This is a genomic window from Methylobacillus sp. MM3, from assembly GCF_001645185.1.
GTDB lineage: Bacteria > Pseudomonadota > Gammaproteobacteria > Burkholderiales > Methylophilaceae > MM2.
Genome location: NZ_LXTQ01000057.1, coordinates 147,948 through 170,149, shown reverse-complemented (window position 1 = coordinate 170,149; position 22,202 = coordinate 147,948). Strand labels below are relative to the sequence as shown.

Genomic DNA, 22,202 nt, shown 5'->3' with positions numbered 1-22,202 from the left:
GCAGCATGTGCGGCATTGCCGGAATTTTCGACACCCAGGGCCAGCGGGAGATCGACCGCGAGCTGTTGACGCGCATGAACCAGACGCAGTTCCACCGCGGACCGGACGAAGGCGGCATGCACCTCGAACCGGGCTTGGGATTCGCCCATCGCCGCCTCTCTATCATCGATCTCTCCAGCGGCCAGCAGCCGCTATTCAATGAAGACGGCAGCGTGGTTGTCACCTTCAACGGCGAAATCTATAACTATCCGGAACTAATGGAAGAGCTTGCCCGGCTGGGTCACACTTTCCGCACCCATTGCGACACCGAAGTCATCGTCCACGCCTGGGAAGAATGGGGCGAGCGCTGCGTCGAACGCTTCCGCGGCATGTTCGCCTTCGGCGTCTGGGATCGCAACAAGCGAACCCTGTTCCTGGCGCGCGACCGCATGGGCGTCAAACCGCTGTTCTACGCCCTGCTGGACGACGGTCACCTGATTTTCGGTTCCGAACTCAAGGTGCTGACCGCACATCCAGGCCTCAAACGCGAGATCGATCCCTATGCCGTGGAAGAGTATTTCGCCTACAGCTATGTGCCGGAGCCGCGCACCATCTACAAGCAGGCGCTCAAGCTGCCGCCCGCACACACGCTCACCGTCAAATGCGGCGCACCGCTGCCGGCGCCCAAGCCATATTGGGAAGTCTTGTTCCAAAGCAACGGCCCGATCAGCGCGCAGGACGCCCGGCACGAACTGGTGGAACGCCTGCGCGAAGCCATCGGCATACGCCTGATGTCCGAGGTGCCGCTGGGTGCGTTTCTGTCCGGCGGCGTCGATTCCAGCGCGGTGGTGGCGATGATGGCCGGGCTCATGGACGAGCCGGTGAATACCTGCTCCATCGGCTTCAACGATCCGGCCTACAACGAATCCGAATTCGCGGCGCTGACCGCCCAACGCTACGGCACGCGCCATACGCTGGACATCGTGGACACCGACGATTACGGGCTGATCGACACCCTCGCCGCACTGTACGACGAACCCTATGCCGACAGCTCCGCCATCCCCACCTACCGTGTCTGCCAACTGGCGCGGAAGCGCGTCACCGTAGCGCTGTCCGGCGACGGCGGCGACGAAACCTTCGCCGGCTACCGCCGCTATCGCTGGCACATGCACGAGGAGCGCGTGCGCGATCTGTTGCCTTTGTCGGTGCGCCGCCCCCTGTTCGGCCTGTTAGGCGGGATTTATCCCAAGGCCGACTGGGCGCCGAAAATGCTGCGGGCCAAGACCACCTTCCAGGCGCTGGCGCGCGACGGCATGGCAGCGTATTTTCATAGCGTTTCATCCGTATCGGACGAGCTGCGCGGACGCCTCTTCAGCACGCGCTTCAAGCAGGAGCTGCAAGGCTACCAGGCCATCGAGGTGATGCGCCGCCACGCCGCGCATGCGCCCGAGCACCCCCTATCGGCGATTCAATACCTCGATTACAAGACTTACCTGGTGGGCGACATCAACACCAAGGTGGATCGCGCCAGCATGGCGCACGCGCTCGAAGTGCGCGAACCGCTGATGGATCACAAGCTGATCGAATGGATGGCGAGTCTGCCGCCGGAACTGAAGCTGCATGGCACGGAAGGCAAATACGTGTTCAAGAAGGCCATGGAACCCTATTTACCGAATGAGGTGCTGTATCGGCCGAAAATGGGCTTTGCGGTGCCGCTGGCGAGCTGGCTGCGCGGTCCGTTGCGCATACAGGCGCGCGCGGCGCTGCTGGGGCCGCACATGATGGATTCGGGCTTGTTCGATATGAATTTCTTGAGCGAGATGGTCGATCACCACCAGCGCGGCCTGCGCGATTACAGCACCGAAATCTGGGCATTGCTGATGTTCGAGGCTTTTCTGCGCCAGCAGGCCAGCGCGCCCGTTCAGCCGCTCGCCCGGAAGGAGTATGCATGATGTCCGGGTACTATCTTCTGGATGATGCCAAGCGCTTTTTGCATGCGACGCTCAGCAACCAGATTGCCAGGGTCTCGCCCACGCTGTATGCCCGGCTGACAAAGCAGACCGGACGGGGCTTTGCGCCGGAATCGGTCGAGCAGGCAGCGGATTATTTTCAGACGTGTTTCAAGGATTATTTCGAGACTCTTGGCGTGCCTGAGCATGAAATCAAACGCTACCTGAACGGCAAACAGCTACTGGAATACGGCCCCGGCGATGTGCCGGGAGTGGCATTGCTGATGATCGCCCACGGCGCGGAACGCGTGACCTGCGTAGACCGCTTTGCACTGGTGTCCATGACGCAAAAGAACGCGGACATCCTGCTGGACCTCCTGTGGCATCTGGATAACAGTGCCAGGGCGCGCGCAGCGGAATGTTTTCGCCAGCCCGGCAATCCCTTCAGCGGATTCAACCCCGAGCGCATCCGCTACCTGATCCAACCAGACGGACTATCGGAACTCGAAGGCGAGGTGGATATTGTTTTATCGCGCGCCGTGCTGGAGCATGTCAATGACCTCGACGCCACCTTCGACGATATGGCGCGGGCGCTGAAGACCGATGGCATCCTGCTGCACCAGGTGGATTTGAAAAGCCATGGGCTGCATCGCCGCAATCCCCTCGATTTTTTGACCTGGCCGCCGGCCTTGTGGTCGTGGATGCATTCGCACAAAGGGGTACCCAACCGCTGGCGCGTGGACCGTTATCGCGATGCCATGCAGCGCAACGGTTTCGAAGCCCTGCTGCTGAAACCGACCGATGTGGTGGATGCCAGCGTGGTCAGCGAGGTCCGCCCGCATCTGGCAGGCCCGTTCAAATCGCTGAGCGATGCCGATCTCTCCTGGCTGGGATTCTGGCTGGTGGGCCGCAAAACCGACTCTGGCGGGCATGGCACATGAGCCCGATCAGAATCCTCACGTTCAGCTCGCTCTACCCTAACGCGGCGCAACCCACGCATGGCATTTTTGTCGAAAACCGCCTGCGCCATCTGCTGGAGAGCGGCGAAATCGAGGTCAAGGTCGTGGCGCCTGTCCCCTGGTTTCCGATGGCACATCCGGCCTTTGGAAAATACGGAAAATTCGCGACAGTGCCGGAGCATGAAATCAGGCACGGCATCGAGATCTGGCATCCGCGCTATTGGGTGCTGCCGAAAATCGGCATGAGCATCGCGCCGCTTCTCATGGCGCGTGCCGTAAAAAAAACGGTGCGCAAAATACGGGAACAAGGCTTCGATTTCGACCTGATCGACGCTCATTATTTTTACCCCGACGGCGTGGCCGCGTGCATCGTGGCAAACAGCCTGGACAAACCGTTTGTAGTGACCGCCCGGGGCACGGATATCAATCTGATTCCGCGGCATAGCCTCCCGAAACGATGGATATTGTGGGCGGCCAAAAAAAGCCGCGCGATGATCAGCGTCTGTCAGGCGCTGAAAAATGAAATGGCCGCGATCGGCATCGCCGCGGACAAAGTCACGGCGCTGCGCAATGGCGTGGATCTGGATTTTTTCAACCCCGGCGATCGGGAAGAAATCCGCAGGCAGCTCAACATTTCAGGCAAAACGCTGTTGTCGGTCGGCTACCTGATCGAACGGAAAGGCCATCACCTGATCATCGAGGCGCTGTCCCGCTTGCCGGACGTCAGGCTCTACATCGCGGGGGAAGGCGAAATGTCCGCCCAGCTGCGCAAATTTGCCGCCGACAGCGGCGTGGCCGACAGGGTGGTATTCCTCGGCGCACTGGATCGCGTATCGCTGCGGCGTTACATGGTCGCCGCGGATGCATTGGTGCTGGCTTCGAGCCGGGAAGGCATGGCGAATGTGCTGCTGGAATCCATCGCCTGCGGCACGCCGGTGGTGGCGACGCCATTGTGGGGGACGCCGGAAGTCGTCGCCGTGCCCGAGGCCGGGGTATTGACCCGGGACAGAAGCGCGGCAGGCATCGCGGAAGGCGTGAACCGGCTGTTTGCGTACTATCCAAGCCGGGAAGCCACGCGGCGCTACGCAGAGAAATTCGGCTGGGACGACACCACGCGGGGCCAGCTTGAAATTTTCCATCGGATTCTCGCCGTATGAAGATCCTCTACCACCACCGCATACGCTCCAAGGACGGCCAGTACGTGCATGTCGAGGAGATGATCGCCGCGCTCAAGGCGCTCGGCCATGAAATCGTCATCGTCGCGCCAACAGCGATGGAGAAAGAAGAATTCGGCGCGGATGCCGGCATGGTGGCCTGGATGAAACGGCATCTGCCCCGCATGCTGTATGAATTGCTGGAATTCGCTTATGCGGTATTGGCTTATCTCCGCTTGCGGCGCGCGGTGCGCGAGCATCGCCCGGATTGTCTGTACGAGCGCTATAACCTGTTCCTCCCGGCCGGCATCTGGCTCAAGCGCCGCTACGGCCTGCCCATGCTGCTGGAAGTGAATGCGCCTCTGTATGAGGAGCGCGCGCGTTATGACGGCATTGCGCTGCGGCGTCTGGCGCAGTGGACGCAGCACTCGACATGGCGCGGCGCAGATTACGTATTGCCGGTCACTCGGGTGCTGGGCGACATGGTGGCTGCAGCAGGCGTATCCGAGGCACGTATCCGGGTGATCCCCAACGGCATCGATCCCGCACGTTTCAGTGCCGCGCCCGATACCGCGACGGCAAAACGCATGCTCGGCCTGCAAGACAAACTGGTGCTGGGCTTTACCGGCTTTCTGCGTGACTGGCACGGGCTGGATGGCGTGATCGACTTGATTGCCCGCGACGCCGATGCGGCGCGCCATCTGCTGGTGATCGGCGACGGGCCGGCGCGCGCCACCCTGGAAGCGCAGGCGCGACGGCTGGGCATCGCCGACCGGCTGACAATTACCGGCATCGTCGGCCGCGACGATATCGCACACCATGTCGCCGCGTTCGATGTGGCCTTGCAACCGGCGGTAGTCGCCTATGCGTCGCCGCTGAAACTGTTCGAATACCTGGCGCTCGGCCGCGCCATCGTGGCGCCGGCCCAGCCCAATATCATGGAAATATTAAGCGACGGCCAGAACGCGGTACTGTTCGAACCCGGCAACCCGGACGCACTGGCCGCAGCGATAGAACGCGTGAGCCTCGACGCCGAACTGCGGCAGCGCATCGCCGCCGGTGCGCGCGCCAGCATCGCCGAGCAGGGGCTGACCTGGCACCGCAACGCCGAGCGGGTGAGCCAGCTGTTTCATGAACTGCTAACCGGCAAGGCGGATCATGGCGTGGACAGTGAAGCGGCAATGCCGGAGTCCTTTACCACCATGGGCCGGGGTTGATCATGCGCGACCTGCTTCTTTTTGCCGTTGTGTTCCTGGTGCTGCTGAAGGTCTTTTCCCGCCCGCATATCGGCATTTATCTGTGGACATGGATAGGTCTGATGAACCCGCACCGGCTGACCTGGAGTTATGCCTATGAATTTCCATTCGCGGCCCTGACCGCCGGCGTGACACTGCTGGGTCTGCTGTTCTCGAAGGCACCGAGAAGAATGGTGTGGTCGCGCGAGACCTGGCTGCTCATCCTGTTCATGCTATGGATGATACTCACCACGTTGTTCGCTTTCGATCCTCCGGCGGCCTATGAATATCTGCGCCGCGTACTGAAAATCCTGCTGTTCGCGTTTCTTACCATTTACCTGATCACCGACAAGGAGAAACTGGTCGGCCTGGTGTGGGTCACGGTGGCCTCGTTGGCATTCTACGGCGTCAAAGGCGGCATTTTCACCGTGACCGGCGGCGGCATACATTGGGTGCTGGGGCCCGAAGGCTCTTTCATTGGCGGCAACAACGAGATCGGGCTGGCGCTGATCATGACCATGCCGCTGATGTTTTTCCTGCTGCATCAGATAGAAAAAAAATGGGCGCGCTACGCCATGATGCTCGCCATTTTCCTGACGGGGCTGGCCATCGTCGGCAGCCAGTCGCGCGGCGCCTTTATCGGCGTCATCGCCATGAGCGGGTTTCTGTGGCTGAAAAGCAGGCACAAGATCAGCGTAGGCATCCTGATCCTCGTGCTCGCCGTTGTCGTCGCCCTGCTCATGCCGGAAACCTGGTGGGAACGTATGGAAAGCATCCGCAATTACAAGCAGGATCCTTCCGCCATGGGCCGCATCAACGCCTGGTGGACCGCCTGGAATGTCGCGTCGGATCATCTGCTGGGGGGTGGATTCAAAATGTTCACGATCGCCACCTTCCATCTCTATGCACCGGACCCGCTTGATATCCACGATGCGCACAGCATTTATTTTCAGGTGCTGGGAGAGCACGGCTTTATCGGGCTGGGTATTTTCCTGCTACTCGGCTTCTCGACCTGGCTGAAGTGCGGCCGGATGACACGTCTCGTCCGGAACAACCCGGAGATGAAATGGATAGGCGACCTGGCCGCCATGCTGCAGGTGAGCCTGATCGGCTACGGAGTCAGCGGGGCTTTCCTGGGGCTGGCCTACTTCGACTACTACTACCACTTGATCGCGATCACGCTCATCACCTGGAGCCTGGCGCGGGAAGCGGCCGCCTCCAGCCCGGTGCCCGCAGCACTTCAGCACGGGAAGAATCGCGCGCCTTCCGGGGAGAAAATGGCGCTGGCCGCTGGCTCTCGTGTTTCCCGCGCTCAATCCGCAAGCCGCATGACGCCGGACAAGCGAGGCTGAACAGCTGGCGCCTCTGCCGTTGCGTCAGTGGCATGCCGCTCCGACCATTCCTCCAATATCAGAATCACCCACAGCATTTTTCCGAAATACGTGGCGTGGCCGGTCATATGCTCGGCGCGAATGTGATCGATATAGGTCGGCTGCAACCAGCCGCGCTTCCTGAAATCGGACAGTCTATCCTCGATCCGTTCGCGCAGCGGCGCATAATCCCGCGCCCAGACGCCAAACGGCAAGCCGAAACCGTGCTTGCGCTTGCGGATGATTTCATCCGGCAAATACCCTTTCAGCGCATTCTTGAAGAACCAGCGCAGAGTGTGTCCCCTGACCTTCCAGTCCGGCGGCACTTCTCCCGAAAAAGCCATCAGCGCATCGTCGAGCAAGGGATAGCGCACCTCGATGCCGGCGGCCTCGGTCATGCCGTTCACCTTGCGCAGGTCGTTGTCCGCCAGCGTGAATTTCAGGTCCAGATGCATCATGCGGTTGATGTATGAATCGGACTGCGTGCGGTCGTATGCGTCCCTGAGCCAGGCGGCAGGCAGGCCGGCATCCACCTCTGCCAGAAAATCTGCCGCAAACATCCCATCGAGCGGCTGGCGATAGAGATAGTTGTACGATTCCATGCGCTCCGGCAGCGGAATATTGGCCTGGCGCAAATAACTCTGCAGCTTTCTGGTGGGCGGGAATCGATCCAGCCCCGGCAACGCGGCAAAAGGCTCGATAAGGCCGCCGCGCAGAAAGCTCGGCAAGGCATGGTACGCCTCGAACATCTTTTGCTTCGCATAGCGCACATTGCCGCCGAACAGCTCGTCGCCGCCGTCGCCGGCGAGCATCACGCGAAAGCCGTCCGCTTGCGCCATGCGGGCGCAAAACCAGGTGGGCACGGCAGACTCGTTGGCAAAAGGTTCGTCGTAATGCTGCGCGATGACGGGAATGGCCCTGAGGATATCCTCCGGTTTCAGGTAATACTCGCGCATATCGAGACCGAAATGACTGGCCGCGATGCGCGCGTACCCCATCTCGTCGAAGCCCTCGGCGGAAAATCCTATCGAATAGGTCCGCGCCGGCTTGCCGCGCAATTCGGTCAGCACGCCGGCCACCGTTGAGCTATCCGTGCCGCCGGAAAGAAAGGCGGCGGGGTCATCGCCATCGGCCGCACGCGCGACGCTTTCCCGCAGTATGCTGCGGAATTGCGCCGACATCCCGGCAAAGTCGCTGCGCGACGCGTCGCGGTAGTCGAGATGCCAGTAATAATCGCGCTCCAGCCGCCCATCCGCAAACCAGACATATTGCCCCGGCAGCAATTTCTCTACGCCTTCGTAGATCGTGCCGGGGGCAGGGATGTCATGAAAATAAAAGTAATTGAACAGCGCCTGGATAGAGAGGCGTTTTCCCACTGCAGGATGGGCAGCCACCGCATCGACCCGGCTGGCAAACACAAGGGCTTTGCCGCCGACGGATGCAAACGCCAGTGAGTGCACGCCAACCCGGTCTATCGCCAGCAGCGCGGTGTTCGCCTGCGTATCGACCACGGCCAGCGCAAACGGCCCATGCATTTTTTGCAGCGCCTCCCGCCCATGCTGCCGCCAGAGTGCAAGCACTTGCTGCGCAGGCGAAATCGATGACGATACGCCCTCCATTCGCGGCCGGCCGACCAGGGCAATGCACAGGCCGTTTTCCTCCGCCACGCCGGCCTGCTTGTCCGAAGCGAGCGCACAGCCCCCATGCAGCAATGTTGCCGCCGGCCCGGCGAATCCCATCGCGGCCAATAGATCCCGGTCATTCCGTGTTTCGACGGCATGGCCTCCCAGCCAGCCCCACAGCTTTCCCATGTCCACTCCAGAAGTTGTTATTGCTATTCCGAGTTTCCGACCATATCGATTATCACGGCGCAAGCGCTGCCGCGGCCTTGTGCCGGTAAGCCCATACGCGGAAACCGGACGCAGAATTGCTGATGAAGATATACACATTCGCCACCGGATCGTAATCCAGCGCGTGGTACGCCTGCGTGCCTATCTTGCCCCCGCCTTCGGCCCGGATGGCAGTCGCGGTCCATTCTCCGGTTGCCGGATCGAATGCGTGGAATTGATCCTTGTGCACTCCGCCGCCAATCACCTTGCTGGCGGCATCGTAGGCAAAACCGGTTTCCGGCAGCTTCGGCCCCAGGCCACTGCCCACTTCCTTGACCGCGGCCTGGGTGACCTTGTCGCCACTGCGCGTCAGACTGACTTCCCACACGCGCCCCGCGCTGCTGTGAAAGTAATAAAAACGGTCGTTGGGCGGAAAGTAGACGAGATTGTTGGCGTACCCCATGTTGGCATCCTTGAGAGACAGCAACTTGACGGGCGCCATGCCGGCGACCGGATCGTAGGACCAGATGCCGCTCTTGGCATCCAGTACGATGATACGCCCGGACACGGGATCGAGCTCGGCCGCGGAGTAGCGGTTCCATGGCATTTTGACGGTGAAGCGCCAGGTCTTGGTGTCGATGTCATAGTGCGCGATCCTGCCGGTGCTGGTCGCCGCCTTGTAACGCGGCTTGGTACATTGATTTCCGGGAATATCGCCGGGTTTCAGGATCACCAGCTCCGCGCCATCCCTGGTCACCACGCGCAAATCGTAGGTGTGGCGCGAGGTGGCATGGCCGGTGCTGATCCAGCGGCCGTCGACTTCATCGAAATTGTCCTCCGGCCCGCTGACCCACATGACGTCGCACGTGGTCGAGACATTGGGGTTGCCGCTCGCGCTTTTCCATTTCAGCGTTTTGAAGCTGAATTCGTCCACATCGTCGCGCATGGTTGCCGAGTGGCCGCCCCCGAACATGAGCATCTGGCGGCGCTTGGCATCGTAAGTGAAACCGCTGAAAGAGGTGATGGTGCGGCAGCTGATGCCATCCCGCGCCACATTGGCGCAGTCATAGGCGCCGAGATCGCGCGCGGTGTTGTCGGCTAGCGTGCTCAAGTCCGTGAGCGATGCAGGCGGCGGTGCCGCAAGGGTACCGGCGGACCCCAGCAAGGGCGCCAGAAAAATCATGGCCTGCATCGGGAATGGTCGCATGGCGGATACCTCGGACGCACTTCAACAGAATGAAGCGATACCCTGCAATGTACCTCCACATGATTCACCGCGTCCAGAAGAAGTGGGAGCGCTCCATCTCTCTGCCGGATTCACGCGATGGCAATGGGTGTATACTCGTTCTGTTCGGCAGATTCCCTTGACGGTTCATGCACTTGCTCCGTCGTACCCGGTGATCGTTTCCGGGAATATCGAAGGATAGTCAGTCAACAAAATGAGACTCGCATCTGTTCGTAAAGACGCTTCCCCCGACACCCCGGGATTCGTTCGCCTGACCGGCGCCGTTGAGCGGGAATCCGGCGAGGCTTTCGATATCTGGTACGAAGTGCCGTCCGAACTCGAAGCCGACCTGTCGGAATCGAGCAATCCCTGGCTAGTTGCGATGCTGCCATATGCCTTGCCGAACGGTGAGACCATCGTTTCCGACCTCCCGGCTGACGCCACTCTCTTGGAAAACCTGAAAGGCCTGATCGCAGTGTGGTGCGACTGGTATCCGCAATACAAACCGCCCACGATCCGCATTCCTGCTGCGCCCCTCGCTGCGGAGGAACCCTTCAACCCGAAATCTGCCGCATTTTTTTCTGGCGGCGTGGATTCCTGGTTTACCGTTTTGCGGCATGCGCCGGAACGGGAAAGCGCCGCGATAGGCCGGGTGGACGATCTGATCACCGTGCACGGTTTCGATATCCCGCTGGACGCACAGGATGAATTTGCAAAATTGCATGCAACGCTGGCCCAGGGCGCGCAAGCGCTGGGCCGTAAGCTCATCGTCGCCAGAACGAATCTGCGCAGGAATGGCTCGCTCTGGGTCAAGGGCTGGGGATGGCTGACCAATGGCGCCGGGCTGGCTTCCGTCGCTCTCATGCTGGAAAAACGCTATGGCAAGGTGTTGATCGGCTCTTCCTATCCGTACGGCAGTCTCTTTCCGTGGGGTTCGCACCCGATGACGGACGGCCTTTTTTCGACCCGCTCACTGACCGTGAAACAGGATGGCGCCCCCTTCACTCGAACGGAAAAAACGGCGCTTATCGCGCGTCACGCCATTGCCCTGGCCCATCTGCATGTGTGCTGGAAAAACGGCGCGGCGTCGAATTGCGGCATCTGCCCGAAATGCATCCGCACCATGGCGACGCTGCAACTGTTGGGCGCGTTCGAGATTGCCAACCCCTTCCCCGTGGCGTTCCGGCAGGACAGGCTTGCCGGCCTGTATATCGAAACCGGTTATGAGGAGGCGTTCATCCGGGAAATCCACGCACTCGCCGCCCAGACCGGGCACCTTCCTATCCAGACGGCAGCCGCGCATGCCTTGCGCCGCTCGCGACGCCTCCGGCCTCTGGTCAAGCTGGCGGACAATTTGGGCCGCGTCCCGGTGATGTGGCGCTTCGGGCCGAGAATACGCCAATGGTGCGTGAATTGAGCCATTCCCCTGACTTGCGCCAGATTTTCGAACGCCATCGCGAGCGCCCCTGGCTCTTCGTACGTCCCGGCGGCAACTGGGGGGATTACCTGATCTATGCCGGTGCCGAGAAAATGGCCGATGCGGCGGGCCTGACCTGGTCGAGCTGCGACTCCGCCGAACTGGAACACCAAGCCACGACACCCGACCACTGCATCTACCTCCATGGCAGCGGAGGCTATAACAGCTGGGGCAGCGGCCGCCCTTTCTTCGATCTGGAACGGTCTGTCGCCCGCGAAGTGCATCTCGTCGTGCAAGGGCCGCAATCGAGCGAAGCCGCGCCGGAGAAGCTGAAAAACCGTTTTGAACGCGCGCTCGCCGCCGTGCGCTGCCGCGACCTGATCTTTTTTGCACGGGAAAAAACCTCCTTGCAGGTGTTCCATGACATCGATCTCAGTCGATATGGCGTCACGCCGGGCCTGGACCAGGATACCGCCCTGGCCCTGGAACCAGCCGATCTCTGCGCCATTGCCGGATTGCGTGAAATGCCGCGCGGCAATTACGACCTGATCGTCTTCCGCGAGGATAACGAACGCCTCCCGCCCGCAGTGCATGCATTGCATCCCACCGGCGTGGTCATCGACCCGGCGGGTGCTGCCAGCAGCTTCGCGCACTGGATGCGCATACACCTCTACAGCCGCACCATCACCACCAACCGATTGCACTCGGCCATTGTCTGCGCGATCGCCGGCAAACCGGTCACCATCGCCCCCGGGGCCTATCACAAGAATCGAAGCGTCTGGGAGTACAGCCTGTCGGAGAAAGGCGTGGCGTGGACAGACGCCATCCGTCCGCAGGAAAACCCTTTCTGGGAGCGATTGCCCCCCTTCATACGCAACAGTTACAAGGTCGGCCGCATGCGGCTCATGCTGCATCGCGTACCCATTCGTTAGCCAGGAAAGACGTAGCGGAGGAGATGACCATGCCTTTGCCCGCAGACGTGACCGTAATCGTACCCACCCTCGCCACGCAGGAGCGCGCGAACTCCTTGCTGCGCGCGCTGGACAGCCTGGCTCAGGATGAGGAACAGCAGCCGTCGATCCATGTCATCGTGGTGGTCAACGGCAATCACTATCACGCCCCTTTGCTCGAAGCGCTGTCGCAGTCCAAGGTCGAACTGATCAGCATTCGGCAAGCCTCCCTGCCCGCCGCGATCCTGGCAGGACGCAAAGCCGTGACCTCAAAATATTTCTGCTTTCTCGACGACGACGATCTGTATCTGCCCGAGGCGATACCGTTGCGCATGGCCGCAATCGAAACGCCGCCGGCAGCGGACCTGGTCATCACCAACGGCCTGCGCCGCTCGGCGAACCGCGAAGAAGCCGCCATGCATCGGCTCGACAAGGTGGAAGCCGACCCGCAGCTCGCCCTGTTCCATGAAAACTGGCTGGCTTCGTGCGGCGCGCTTTTCCGCTCGGAATCGGTACCGGTTTCGTTTTTCGAAGACCCGCAGGCCTATCTCGAGTGGACCTGGCTTGCTTTTAGGCTAACGTGCGCCAACTGCCGCATACGCGTGCTGGACCTTCCCACCTTCGTCATCAACGACACGCCGGGCTCGGCCTCGAAGTCGGTAGCGTACGTCGAAAGCCATGTCTCGCTGTACCGGCGCATGCTGAAGCTCGGCGACCGCCGGGATGTGCGAAAAATCGTGCAAAAACGTTTGGCGGCGGCTCACCACACGCTCTCCGGCCAGCAGTTGCGCGCTTTTCATCTCGGCCCGGCCTGGGCTAGCCATTTGCGTAGCCTGGCATGCCGCGGAGGATGGCGCTACATAGGGTTCTCCCATCGGCTTCTCCGCGCCACGCTAGGCTTCTCCAGCAGGAAATAAGGCCCATGGCGCGCGAACCGGGTGTCATGTCGATCGCGCAGGGTGCCGCAGTGGTCGTCGCCATGCGCTGGACCGACAGGCTGATCGGCATCGTCAGCACCCTGATCCTTGCCCGGTTGCTCACGCCGGCAGACTTCGGCGTCATTGCCATGGCATCGATTGCGATTGCCCTGGCGGACGTGTTGCTCGATCTCGGCGTCAATGTCGCCCTCATCCAGAACAGCCATGCCACGCATGCGCACTACAACACGGCCTGGACCTTGCGGTTGCTGCAGACGTCGACCGCCACGCTGATCCTCGTGTTGTCCGCGCCGCTGGCCGCCGCGTATTTTCAGGACGAGCGCGTCCAGACCGTACTGCAAGTACTGCCCTTTTCCCTGATGATCGCCGGATTCGAGAACATCGGAATCGTCACCTACCAGAAGCACATGCGATTTGGCGCCGAATTCCGCTTTCTTTTCCTGCGGCGCATGGCCGGGTTCATCACTACCATCATCCTTGCATGGCTGCTACGCTCCTACTGGGCGATGGTGATCGGTGCGTTGGTCGGGCGTACCGTCGGGGTCGGGCTCAGCTATTGGCTGCACCCGATGCGGCCACGACTCAGTCTCGAAAAATTCGGCGAAATCTTCTCTATATCGCAATGGATGCTGCTGCGCAGCATCGGCAACTACCTACACCAGAACTTGCACAAAATCCTGGTGGGTCGCTGGACGCAGGCCGCGACCATGGGTGCTTACTCACTCGCCGACGATATCTCGGCCATGCCTTCGGGCGAGCTGCTCGCGCCACTCAACCGGGTGCTTTTCCCGGCATTTGCCGCCGCCAGGGAAGACCCGCAGGAACTCAAGCGCATTTTCCTGCTGGCGCAAGGCGTGCAGACCCTGGTCGCCATTCCTGCAGCGGCAGGCCTGGCACTGGTCGCGCATGAAGTGGTGCTTTTTCTACTCGGCGAAAAGTGGATGATCGCCGTGCCCTTCATCCAGATTCTCGCCTTGGTGAATATCATCCAGTCGCTGACGACCAGCGGCGGTTATGTATTGATCGTCCTGGGTAAAATCGGCATCAGCGTCATCGGCATATGGATTCGGGTGGCCGTGTTCGGCGTGCTGGCATTCACGGTCATTCCCGGCAGCGATGCACTCGAGATCGCCTGGCTCAGGCTCTTCGTGGTTGCCATAGGCGTCTGGCTATCGTTCTGGCTCCTGGTAAGAACGCTTCCCGGGCTGCGGTTTCGGGAAATCATACGCTCCTCGATCCGCCCGCTTCTCGGCGCTGCCGCGATGACTGCCGTGCTATCGGCCAGCGTGGGCCATCTCGCCCTGCTGCCGGGAGCGCTGGCCGCTCTCAAGATATCCATGGGTGCAGCGACCTACACTGTCACTGTACTTGGCCTGTGGTGGATGGCCGGACGTCCGCCCGGTGCGGAATCCTATCTGCTGAAGAAATGTCATGCCGCATGGTCAGCCGTGCGCATATGGCGCCCGGCCAACTGAGAGCTGTCTTGAATTCGCAATTCCGCAGGCAACCTCCGCAGCAATAATGGTAAAGACTATCCCTGAGACTTGCGTCCCTCAAGGCTGACGGGCGCACTGGTGGGCAAACCCATCTTTTTTTCATGCGCGAACGGCCGAAAGCAGCATTTGCCAAGTGCCGCCAGTAAATAAAACAAGGGCTTCGGGCGCATGCCCGAATGTTTCATCGACTCGCGGAAAGCGTGCGCGGCGATACGCGGGTCGCCGCAGCGCAAATGCCGCAGGCCATGCAGAAAACACGATTTGGCCAGCCGCGCGGAAACCGATCCCGCCGGCGTTCGCCCATCCGGACCGGCCTCTCCCCAATTGGCGAGGGCACGCGTCAGAATCAGATATTCGTAGTTGATTGCCTTGACGGCGCTCGTGATGTGGTCCGGATGGATGCGGTAAAGCGCGGTCGGCTGCTCCAGCCCCAGCATTTCGATCTGCCGCGACAGCCGCAGCCAGAGATCGTAGTCCTGCCCCTTGCGCAGGCTCTCGTCGAACAGGCCGGCCTTTTCGATCTCGGCTTTTTCCACGAGAACGGACGATGTCCATACGATGCAGTCCAGCAGCAAGTCCGCATACGTCCAGCCCGTCACGATTCTGGCGGAAGTGGTGTCGGGATGGTGCGGAGTCCCGAACAACGAATCCGGCGCGGCATAGCGCCCTTGTGCGTCGGGATGCCAGCGAATAAAGCTGCTGTAGGCCATCTTGTAGCCACTGCGCCGCAGCGCGTCGAGCTGGAGACTGGTTTTATTTTTGTGCCAGACATCGTCGGCATCCAGAAAGGCGATGTATTTGCCATGCGCATGCTGTATGCCCAGATTCCTCGCGGCGCCGGAGCCCTTGTTCTGCTGCGTTAACAAGTGCACCTTGTCGCCATAGCTCCGGACGATATCCCGGGTGTTGTCCTCGGAGCCGTCGTCCACTACCCAGATTTCAAGCGCGGAGTAATCCTGCTGCAATACGCTGTCGATGGCATCGGCAATGTAGCGTTCGCTGTTGCACGCCGGGATGACCACCGATACCAGCGGGAGAGTATCGTTTTCGGCTATGGAGTCGGCGACCTGCATAAGGGGTGGTGACGTTACGGGCAGAAGCGGCAATATTTCTTCGGGCCGGGCGGTTCCGGCGCGGCGGGCTCCGGCAATGGCGAGGCCGCGTCTCCCGGCCGCCGCAACGGTTGGGGCACCGCCGCTTCCTCATCCGCGGACTTTAATTCGCCGGCCGAAGGCGGGGGCAGTTGCGCGGAGGCTTCCGGCTCTTCCGCTTTCGCTGCAGGCTCCGGCGCCGGCTTGGCCGGTGTGGCGACCGGCTCCGACGGATAAGGCTTGGTTCCGCCCAGTTCATCGTACATCTTCTTGAGGGCGTGGGACGCCGGGTTGTGCCTGATTCCCTCCGTGGCCGCTTCGAGCGCCTTGTCTTTCTGCCCCATCGCGATATAGGTATTGACCAGCAGCACGTAGCCCCGGGTGAAAGCCGGATTCAGCTTTATCGCACTGAGCGCCTGGTTCATGGCCTCCGGTAATTTCTTGTCCACCAGATACATTTCGCCTTTTTCCGCATGCATCATGGGCATATAGGGCCAGGCGGGATCGGTGTTACGGATCACGTAGTCCATTTCATCGTAGAAATCTCCCATGTAGGCGCGCCGCTGCTGCTCGGAGCGGGCGGCATAGTAGCGCATCCTGGAAATGACGGCCCGGCACCAATGATGGACGTGGTAAGCGTTTTTCGCCATGCGGTATTCCGGCCGGTCGAACAACGCCGCGTTTTTTTGTTGCGCGTATCTGTCGATGTGCGCGTTGGGCTTGTCGACCACGATCAGCTTGCATAACGGCGGCATGGTCGCCGTTTCGGCGGCGGTGACTGTTTCGCCGCGAACCACGGCGGCCTGGCCGGGAACTGCGACGGCCCCAACGATGCCGACCAGGAAAACAGCGAGGAATGGATAGCTGGGCTTCATAGTGGTACCCGTCAAGTTAGCCTGTTTTTCGTAACGTCCTCACGATGATACGGAACAGCTTTGCGATACAACCAAGAAAAAAGAAAGGCATCGAATACAGGAATGGCATCGGATCCAGCCAGTCCCAAAGTGCATCCTTTTTGGGCCGGATCAGATATTTTGCGCCATCGGCGAGAGACCATCTGCGCTTCAAGAGATTTTCGGCCAGAACCGGCAGCGCGTGTTCGATGTCATGCCAAATGTAGGCCGATGTCTGCATGTTGTCAAACGGCAGGCTGGCACCCGTCAAATCATTGTAGGCGGCCATTGGAATGTTCACGCCATTGATGCCGCACCCCATGATCCACCAGTCGCAACGCCCGACAGTGACTTCAATGAATCGCGCCTCGCCGGGCGGCAAACCTTTGTATTCGATCGAACACAGGCCCCAGCAACCGAGGCCTCTCAGAAAACGGCACCCTTCATCCAGCCGCTCGCCGATGTCGTAGCTTTCGGTCGCGGCGGCATGCCCGGTCAGCGCAGGATAGCTCATCAGCTTTCGCCCGGAGTAACGGGCCAGGCAGTCGCCGTTGCTGGCGATGTAATAGGCGCCGAACAGGATCGCCCGGTCGTCCCCTTCTATCCATTCCTGCACGATGAGGGGCTCGCGCACCAGCGCGCTTACCTCGACCTGCGCCGCCAGCGCGGCATAGTCGTCGCAGCGACGGCTCTTGAAGCTCATCATCGGCATGGCGGGTTTGACGGCGACCGGAAAACGGAGCTGGTTGCGTACCCCCTCCAGCTCGTCCAGCCCGGCAATCGAAAACGAACGCGGCACATCGAGTCCGGCTTCGGAGGCCAGGCGGTTCAGCGCCGGTTTGATGACCAGACGACGCAGCAAATCGCCCTCCGGGAAAGGCAGTCGGAAATGCTCGCTGAGCACGCTGTAGTGCGCCAGCAGCCCCTCCACCATGCGATCGTTGGTGGGGAAGATCGGCGTCGCCGCGGGCACCCATGGCTTGAGCGCCAGCAGCGTGTCGACCAGCGCAGTTCCGTGCAGGTCCGGGCAGAAAATCTTGAATCCGTACCGGGTGTGCGCCGAGGGCTGGCTGAAGTTGCTCTCGATAGCCAGCACCGGGATGCCGTGCCGGGCGAAATTGCGCGTCAGATAGAGACCGTGCTTGCAGAGACCGAGCACAATGGCCGGTGTAAGCGCATGCTTCGCCAGATATGCCCGCGCCTGCTCAGCCCGCGATGTCGTGAGTGCGTATGGCTGCATGCAGTTTGTACCTCGCCTGTTTCGCGACGTTCTCGATCTGGAACCGAACCTTCTGCTGCCTGAGCGTCAGCCAGTACATCATGCCTTCTTGCGTGGACAGGCTGCGCTTGTACTGACTATCGCCCATCAGAAAGTCATATGACTTGTTCCCCAGCATGATATTCATCTCGATGGCCAGCGTGTGGCAGACGAGCCCAGGCTTGAGCTTGGGGTCTTCTCCGTAGACCAGCCCGGCCTGATAGTTGCAAACGTGATTCTGGTGGGTGAAGTTATAGAGAATGCCGATCGTGTCTTCGCCGGCCGTGATCCTGGCGAGCTGTATCTGGTTGTTGGCGAAGCCGTCGGTGACAAGATTGCGATGAAAACGATTGCTGAACCCGGTTGAAAACGCGCCCGGCAGGCCTTTTTTGTTCCAATATGCCTGATGCAACAGTTTCAGCTGGTCGAGATAAGACAATGCCTCTTCCTGCGAACCGGCCAGCGATATTTCGAGCGGCCCTTTTTCGGCATAGAGCTTCATGGCCCGCCGAATCTGCTGCCGCGTATTGCGGCTCAGGGCGCGCAGATACTCCTCCCGGTTCGGTCGCATGCCTTCGAGGTCCACCCAGAAATAGGGCTTGCTGAATTCCGTTTGGGGAATCAGCCCCATGGCCTGCGCATACTGCTCGATCGAAATGCGCGATATGGCGTTGGTAATGCCGGAAATGCGGATTTCATCCCACGCCTGCTTGTGCCTCATCAACTCGTCAATCGCGGCAGGCCAGACGCGGTTTTCCCAGCCGCGGGCAATCAGCAGGTTGTTATGTTCGATAGTGAGCGTATCCAGCGCGGGGCTGCCGGACTCCGATAGCCACAGCACGCGGGAACGGATCAGTTTATGGCGGGTTTGCGTGGATTTGCCGAATAGCCCGATGCCGACCAGTTCTTCACCGTTCCAGATATCGAGCCGGTAGATTTCCGTGGCATCCGGCAGCGCCTCCAGCCACGACTTCATCCAGCTCCAGGACTGAAAAATGGAGGCGTCGCTTCTCGCTTCCAGCGCAGTCCAGGCGGCTTGCAGCCCATCGTCCGGCAATCGACTCATCGATGTCAGCTCGGCGCGCAATGCGGCTCGCATCGGAAAAACTTCGTTAGTGCCTGTCTCCGCATGCAGCGCATGGGTAAAACAGGAGTGCGCCGTCACCTGCGCCACCTGATCGCGGAATTTCCGCGTGGAAAAGGTGTGATCCGCCCCGGGAATATCGAGAAAGGTGGCAGCCTGGCACGCCTGCTGCCAGCGCCGGTCGTGCTCCACCTGGGTACGGAAGATGCCGGCGGTCAGATCTTTCTCGCTCATGATGAATAGCACCTGACCGCCAAACTGCCCGAGTCCGGCCAGCATGTGTTCATCGGCGATGCTGTTCACCGAACTGCCGGACTTCCCTTGCCAGTGGAAAGTCGATTTCAGGTCATCGAGAAAGCCGCGAACAGTAACGGGAATGTCCACCTCCAGCGCCAGCAGTTTCGCCCAGAAATTCATCTGCCCCAGGCGCGCCGGGTAATACAGCCGCAGGCGCGTCCGCGCCACGTTGGGCGAGCTCTGCAGCCAGGGATTGAGCAGGATAAGCTGCTCGACGCGCCCATCCGTGGGCGCATAGCACATAGCCGCGCTGGCGGCATCGCACAAGCCCCAGAGCGCAACGCGCTCGATGGCCGGGGCAAGCTGCAAGAAGGTCTCCAGTGCGGCGCCGATGTCCGCATTGATCTGGTCGAAGGACCGCTTCTCCCCTTCGCTATCGCCCATGCCGCGATAATCGAAGCGCAGCGAGGCGATGCCAAGCCCTGCCAGATGGCGAGCCAGCAGGGTGAATTGCCGGTGGCTGCCGGCACGATACTGCGGCCCGCCGACGATGATGAGCACGCCTGTGGCGGCAGGCCGGGCCGGAAGTGCCGCGATGCCGACAAGACGGCTGCCTTCGCACTCGAAGACGACCGGCGTTTCATTCCATGTCAGCGTCTTCATGGTTCCAGGCTCTTCAGCGTTGCGGTCACCAGTTCCGGACACTCCATGATTTCCTGCGTCGTCCAGAAAGGCTCGCCCGCCAGAACATGGCCGCGCACATCCACGCCCGCGCGGCGCCAGGTGTCGATTACCCCTTGATTGGCCGGGCTCAATACGCCTCCGCCCTGCGGGCTCACCTCGAACCATTCCACCGGACAGGGTGGCGCAAGATGGTCGAGTTTCAGCGCCTGCAACGCGGTGGCCATCTCCGGGGCCAGCAGATAGCCGCCCACCTCGATTGCCACGCCTGCCTTCAGTCTGGCGACGAGCCCATTCGTGCCGCTATGCGACTGGCCTGCGCTCAGCATTTCATTGGCGAGCTTGATGCGCAGAAACTGCTGCAGAAATAGTTCGCCGTTGATCATGGGCTGCCAGAGCAAGAGGCGCGAGACGCCGGAAAGCTCTCCTGCCATCACGACCGCCAGGGCGGCGCCGCTGCGCAGGCCCCACAACATTACCGGTCCGGGAGCCCGCTCCGTCAGCCAGACATGCGCACGTCGCGCATCGTCGCGCCAGGTTTCCCAGCGGGCATCGCCGAAATCGCAGGCACTGTCGCCGCAACCGGTGAGATCGACCTGCAGCACCGCGTAGCCGTTTGCCGCCAGATGCCGGGCTTGCAGCGCCGCCATGCGCCGGGACTTGTGCATCTCTTCCGCAAAGGGATGGAGGTAGAGTATGGCGGCTTTCGGTACACGGCCGTGGGGGGCGAGATAAAGACAGAATAATGCGCCATGCCTGCCGGTCAGAAAAAAGGGTTCCATCTGAAAACCCGGCTGGCGCATATTTATTGCCTGAGTTTCCGGTCGACAAACCTGGTGAGGGAACCTAGCGTGGCGAAAGCCTCGGCAGTGATTTCATCGTCCTGCACCACGAATCCGAACTGCTCCTCCATGGCGGTGATCAGGTTGACGACGGCCATGGAGTCGAGTTCGGGCATGGCGCCCAGCAAGGGAGAGTCTGCCGTGTATGCATCGGCACGCCGTCCGATCTGGAGCGTATGGGCAAGCAGGTCTTTCACGACGCCGATCGTATCCATGTTTGAAGTCCCGCAAGGTGAGTGCGATAATCCTTCTACAGCAATAGTTTATGTCATTTTTCGCGTCCTCACCATTTGGCGTCGGTTTCGATGGCTTCCGGCTGATGAGAGATGCAGATCGCGAGGCCCGGCATGAGCGAAATCTTCAGTTGGCGCGGAGCATCAAACGGATCGATAGCCCGCCCCGGCGGCCCGGCGGCAGCGTTTGCTCGCGCCTTCTGATGGCCATCTCCACCATGACGCGGACGGCGAGTAACTGCGATGAAAACGCCGACTCCCCCAGCGCATTTACCATCCAGCGACTGGACGATTTCAGGTCGCTATCGCCGGATAGCCGCGATTTGTTCGATCAGGCCGAAGCGACCAGTTTCGATCTGGGCCTGGAATGGTTCCAGCTCCTGGCTGCCACGGCCATGCCGCCTTCGACCGAGGTTTGCCTCTATCGGGTAGCGGACGCAACCAGCGGCCATACGGTGGCAATGCTGCCGGTACGGCAAGAGCGAGGCGAGAAGCGACTCCTGGCACTTGCCAATTACTACACTGGCCTCTTCGCCCCCTTGCCGCGAAGCGAATTCGCCGAACCGGCGCTGACCGCATTGTTCCGGGTGCTTCGGACCCAAGACGCCTGCCCTTCGATCACGCTATTCCCGATGGCCGCCGACCAACCGGAATTTTCCGCCACGGCGCGTGCATTGCGACAGGCGGGATGGCTGGCGTTCGAGTATTTCTGTTTCGGCAACTGGTTTCTGCCGGTCGAAGGACGTTCCCACGCGCAATACTTCCAAACCCTGCCGCCGCGCCTGCGCAACACCTTGCAGCGGAAAAGCAGACTGTTTCTGGGCATGGCGGGCGGGCGGCTGGAGATCGTGGCCGGTGGCGACAGGCTTGAGCCGGGCATCGCCGCCTATGAAAAACTTTATCGGGCGCGCTGGAACAAGTCCGAGCCGTTCCCGGATTTCATTCCCGGACTGATCCGGCTGCATGCAGGCAAAGACCAATTGCGGCTGGGATTGGCGTATCTCGGCGAACAGCCGGTGGCGGCCCAGATCTGGCTCGTCAACGATGGGCGCGCATCCATTTACAAGCTGGCGTACGATACGAATCATGCGCACCTGTCCGTCGGGTCACTCCTGACGAACCACCTGATGCAGCACGTCATCGACGTGGATCGCGTGCGCGAGGTCGATTTTCTGATCGGCGACGAGCCGTACAAGCAGGACTGGATGAGCCATCGGCGGGAGCGCTGGGGTATCGTGGCCTACAACCCTCGCACCTCGAGTGGGCTAGCAGGGGCGGCGAACGAAATATCCCGCCGCGTCGCGAAAAAGGCGCTGGCTCTGTTCAGACATTATTTCCGCGCCGCATCGGGCATCATCGGAGGGAGGCATCCACGGTGACAG

18 protein-coding genes are annotated in these 22,202 nt (G+C 61.0%); 10 read left to right on the top strand and 8 right to left on the bottom strand.

Annotated features, from left to right (window positions below):
- Positions 1-5: 5 nt before the first annotated feature.
- The 5 genes from A7976_RS13980 to A7976_RS13960 are packed head-to-tail and all read left to right on the top strand — an operon-like array spanning position 6 to position 6,628.
- Positions 6-1,931 carry an XrtA/PEP-CTERM system amidotransferase gene (locus tag A7976_RS13980; protein WP_067113256.1) on the top strand — a complete coding sequence of 642 codons (1,926 nt, stop codon included), beginning with the start codon at positions 6-8 and terminating at the stop codon, positions 1,929-1,931.
- The gene (locus tag A7976_RS13975; RefSeq protein WP_205633545.1) at positions 1,928-2,869 is read left to right on the top strand and encodes a methyltransferase domain-containing protein; all 942 of its coding nucleotides are present in this window, start codon (positions 1,928-1,930) and stop codon (positions 2,867-2,869) included. The genes A7976_RS13980 and A7976_RS13975 overlap by 4 nt, the downstream gene beginning before the upstream one ends.
- On the top strand, positions 2,866-4,044 hold the full coding sequence (locus A7976_RS13970) for a glycosyltransferase family 4 protein (protein WP_205633544.1): 1,179 nt from the start codon (positions 2,866-2,868) through the stop codon (positions 4,042-4,044). Before A7976_RS13975 ends, A7976_RS13970 begins: the two co-directional genes overlap by 4 nt.
- Entirely contained in the window at positions 4,041-5,258 is a 1,218-nt protein-coding gene (locus tag A7976_RS13965) for a glycosyltransferase family 4 protein (RefSeq protein WP_067113244.1), read from the top strand. Before A7976_RS13970 ends, A7976_RS13965 begins: the two co-directional genes overlap by 4 nt.
- A 2-nt stretch (positions 5,259-5,260) precedes the next feature.
- Positions 5,261-6,628: a putative O-glycosylation ligase, exosortase A system-associated gene (locus tag A7976_RS13960; RefSeq protein ID WP_067113242.1), complete on the top strand. Its 1,368-nt coding sequence runs from the start codon at positions 5,261-5,263 to the stop codon at positions 6,626-6,628.
- Here the strand turns inward: A7976_RS13960 and A7976_RS13955 are convergent.
- Together A7976_RS13955 and A7976_RS13950 are read right to left on the bottom strand one after the other, a co-directional pair.
- Entirely contained in the window at positions 6,589-8,457 is a 1,869-nt protein-coding gene (locus tag A7976_RS13955) for an asparagine synthetase B (RefSeq protein ID WP_067113238.1), read from the bottom strand. The genes A7976_RS13960 and A7976_RS13955 overlap by 40 nt on opposite strands.
- Positions 8,458-8,509: 52 nt before the next feature.
- Positions 8,510-9,682 (bottom strand): hypothetical protein, encoded by a 1,173-nt coding sequence (locus tag A7976_RS13950; RefSeq protein ID WP_131801038.1) that lies wholly within the window; start codon positions 9,680-9,682, stop codon positions 8,510-8,512.
- A gap of 232 nt (positions 9,683-9,914) precedes the next feature.
- Between A7976_RS13950 and A7976_RS13945 the strand changes: the two genes are divergently transcribed.
- The 4 genes from A7976_RS13945 to A7976_RS13930 are packed head-to-tail and all read left to right on the top strand — an operon-like array spanning position 9,915 to position 14,480.
- Entirely contained in the window at positions 9,915-11,117 is a 1,203-nt protein-coding gene (locus A7976_RS13945) for a hypothetical protein (protein WP_067113225.1), read from the top strand.
- The gene (locus tag A7976_RS13940; RefSeq protein ID WP_131801037.1) at positions 11,114-12,049 is read left to right on the top strand and encodes a hypothetical protein; all 936 of its coding nucleotides are present in this window, start codon (positions 11,114-11,116) and stop codon (positions 12,047-12,049) included. Before A7976_RS13945 ends, A7976_RS13940 begins: the two co-directional genes overlap by 4 nt.
- A gap of 29 nt (positions 12,050-12,078) precedes the next feature.
- Positions 12,079-12,984: a glycosyltransferase family A protein gene (locus tag A7976_RS13935; protein WP_165601750.1), complete on the top strand. Its 906-nt coding sequence runs from the start codon at positions 12,079-12,081 to the stop codon at positions 12,982-12,984.
- A 5-nt stretch (positions 12,985-12,989) separates the two neighbouring features.
- Positions 12,990-14,480 carry a lipopolysaccharide biosynthesis protein gene (locus A7976_RS13930; protein ID WP_067113216.1) on the top strand — a complete coding sequence of 497 codons (1,491 nt, stop codon included), beginning with the start codon at positions 12,990-12,992 and terminating at the stop codon, positions 14,478-14,480.
- A gap of 56 nt (positions 14,481-14,536) precedes the next feature.
- Here the strand turns inward: A7976_RS13930 and A7976_RS13925 are convergent, their stop codons facing one another.
- From A7976_RS13925 to A7976_RS13900, 6 genes are read right to left on the bottom strand one after another with little or no spacing between them, the layout of a single operon-like run.
- Entirely contained in the window at positions 14,537-15,574 is a 1,038-nt protein-coding gene (locus A7976_RS13925) for a glycosyltransferase family A protein (protein WP_067113213.1), read from the bottom strand.
- A gap of 14 nt (positions 15,575-15,588) precedes the next feature.
- Positions 15,589-16,467 (bottom strand): hypothetical protein, encoded by an 879-nt coding sequence (locus tag A7976_RS13920; RefSeq protein ID WP_067113210.1) that lies wholly within the window; start codon positions 16,465-16,467, stop codon positions 15,589-15,591.
- A 16-nt stretch (positions 16,468-16,483) separates the two neighbouring features.
- Positions 16,484-17,725, bottom strand: coding sequence for a hypothetical protein (locus A7976_RS13915; RefSeq protein WP_067113207.1), 1,242 nt, complete (start codon positions 17,723-17,725; stop codon positions 16,484-16,486).
- Complete coding sequence (locus A7976_RS13910; RefSeq protein ID WP_131801036.1) at positions 17,691-19,769, bottom strand: hydrolase 1, exosortase A system-associated; 2,079 nt, start codon at positions 19,767-19,769, stop codon at positions 17,691-17,693. Before A7976_RS13910 ends, A7976_RS13915 begins: the two co-directional genes overlap by 35 nt.
- The gene (locus A7976_RS13905; RefSeq protein ID WP_067113314.1) at positions 19,724-20,527 is read right to left on the bottom strand and encodes a hydrolase 2, exosortase A system-associated; all 804 of its coding nucleotides are present in this window, start codon (positions 20,525-20,527) and stop codon (positions 19,724-19,726) included. The genes A7976_RS13910 and A7976_RS13905 overlap by 46 nt, the downstream gene beginning before the upstream one ends.
- A 23-nt stretch (positions 20,528-20,550) precedes the next feature.
- Positions 20,551-20,802: an acyl carrier protein gene (locus A7976_RS13900; protein WP_067113201.1), complete on the bottom strand. Its 252-nt coding sequence runs from the start codon at positions 20,800-20,802 to the stop codon at positions 20,551-20,553.
- A gap of 221 nt (positions 20,803-21,023) precedes the next feature.
- Here A7976_RS13900 and A7976_RS13895 point away from each other — a divergent pair, with 221 nt between their 5' ends.
- Positions 21,024-22,199 carry a GNAT family N-acetyltransferase gene (locus A7976_RS13895; RefSeq protein WP_165601749.1) on the top strand — a complete coding sequence of 392 codons (1,176 nt, stop codon included), beginning with the start codon at positions 21,024-21,026 and terminating at the stop codon, positions 22,197-22,199.
- Positions 22,200-22,202: the final 3 nt, after the last annotated feature.

What these genes read in the sequence shown, in the direction of transcription:
- A7976_RS13980 (WP_067113256.1), top strand. Translation starts at nt 6, where the DNA reads ATGTGCGGCATTGCCGGAATTTTCGACACCCAGGGCCAGCGGGAGATC.
- A7976_RS13975 (WP_205633545.1), top strand. Translation starts at nt 1,928, where the DNA reads ATGATGTCCGGGTACTATCTTCTGGATGATGCCAAGCGCTTTTTGCAT.
- A7976_RS13970 (WP_205633544.1), top strand. Translation starts at nt 2,866, where the DNA reads ATGAGCCCGATCAGAATCCTCACGTTCAGCTCGCTCTACCCTAACGCG.
- A7976_RS13965 (WP_067113244.1), top strand. Translation starts at nt 4,041, where the DNA reads ATGAAGATCCTCTACCACCACCGCATACGCTCCAAGGACGGCCAGTAC.
- A7976_RS13960 (WP_067113242.1), top strand. Translation starts at nt 5,261, where the DNA reads ATGCGCGACCTGCTTCTTTTTGCCGTTGTGTTCCTGGTGCTGCTGAAG.
- A7976_RS13955 (WP_067113238.1), bottom strand. Translation starts at nt 8,457, where the DNA reads ATGGGAAAGCTGTGGGGCTGGCTGGGAGGCCATGCCGTCGAAACACGG.
- A7976_RS13950 (WP_131801038.1), bottom strand. Translation starts at nt 9,682, where the DNA reads ATGCGACCATTCCCGATGCAGGCCATGATTTTTCTGGCGCCCTTGCTG.
- A7976_RS13945 (WP_067113225.1), top strand. Translation starts at nt 9,915, where the DNA reads ATGAGACTCGCATCTGTTCGTAAAGACGCTTCCCCCGACACCCCGGGA.
- A7976_RS13935 (WP_165601750.1), top strand. Translation starts at nt 12,079, where the DNA reads ATGCCTTTGCCCGCAGACGTGACCGTAATCGTACCCACCCTCGCCACG.
- A7976_RS13930 (WP_067113216.1), top strand. Translation starts at nt 12,990, where the DNA reads ATGGCGCGCGAACCGGGTGTCATGTCGATCGCGCAGGGTGCCGCAGTG.
- A7976_RS13925 (WP_067113213.1), bottom strand. Translation starts at nt 15,574, where the DNA reads ATGCAGGTCGCCGACTCCATAGCCGAAAACGATACTCTCCCGCTGGTA.
- A7976_RS13920 (WP_067113210.1), bottom strand. Translation starts at nt 16,467, where the DNA reads ATGAAGCCCAGCTATCCATTCCTCGCTGTTTTCCTGGTCGGCATCGTT.
- A7976_RS13915 (WP_067113207.1), bottom strand. Translation starts at nt 17,725, where the DNA reads ATGCAGCCATACGCACTCACGACATCGCGGGCTGAGCAGGCGCGGGCA.
- A7976_RS13905 (WP_067113314.1), bottom strand. Translation starts at nt 20,527, where the DNA reads ATGGAACCCTTTTTTCTGACCGGCAGGCATGGCGCATTATTCTGTCTT.
- A7976_RS13900 (WP_067113201.1), bottom strand. Translation starts at nt 20,802, where the DNA reads ATGGATACGATCGGCGTCGTGAAAGACCTGCTTGCCCATACGCTCCAG.
- A7976_RS13895 (WP_165601749.1), top strand. Translation starts at nt 21,024, where the DNA reads ATGGCCATCTCCACCATGACGCGGACGGCGAGTAACTGCGATGAAAAC.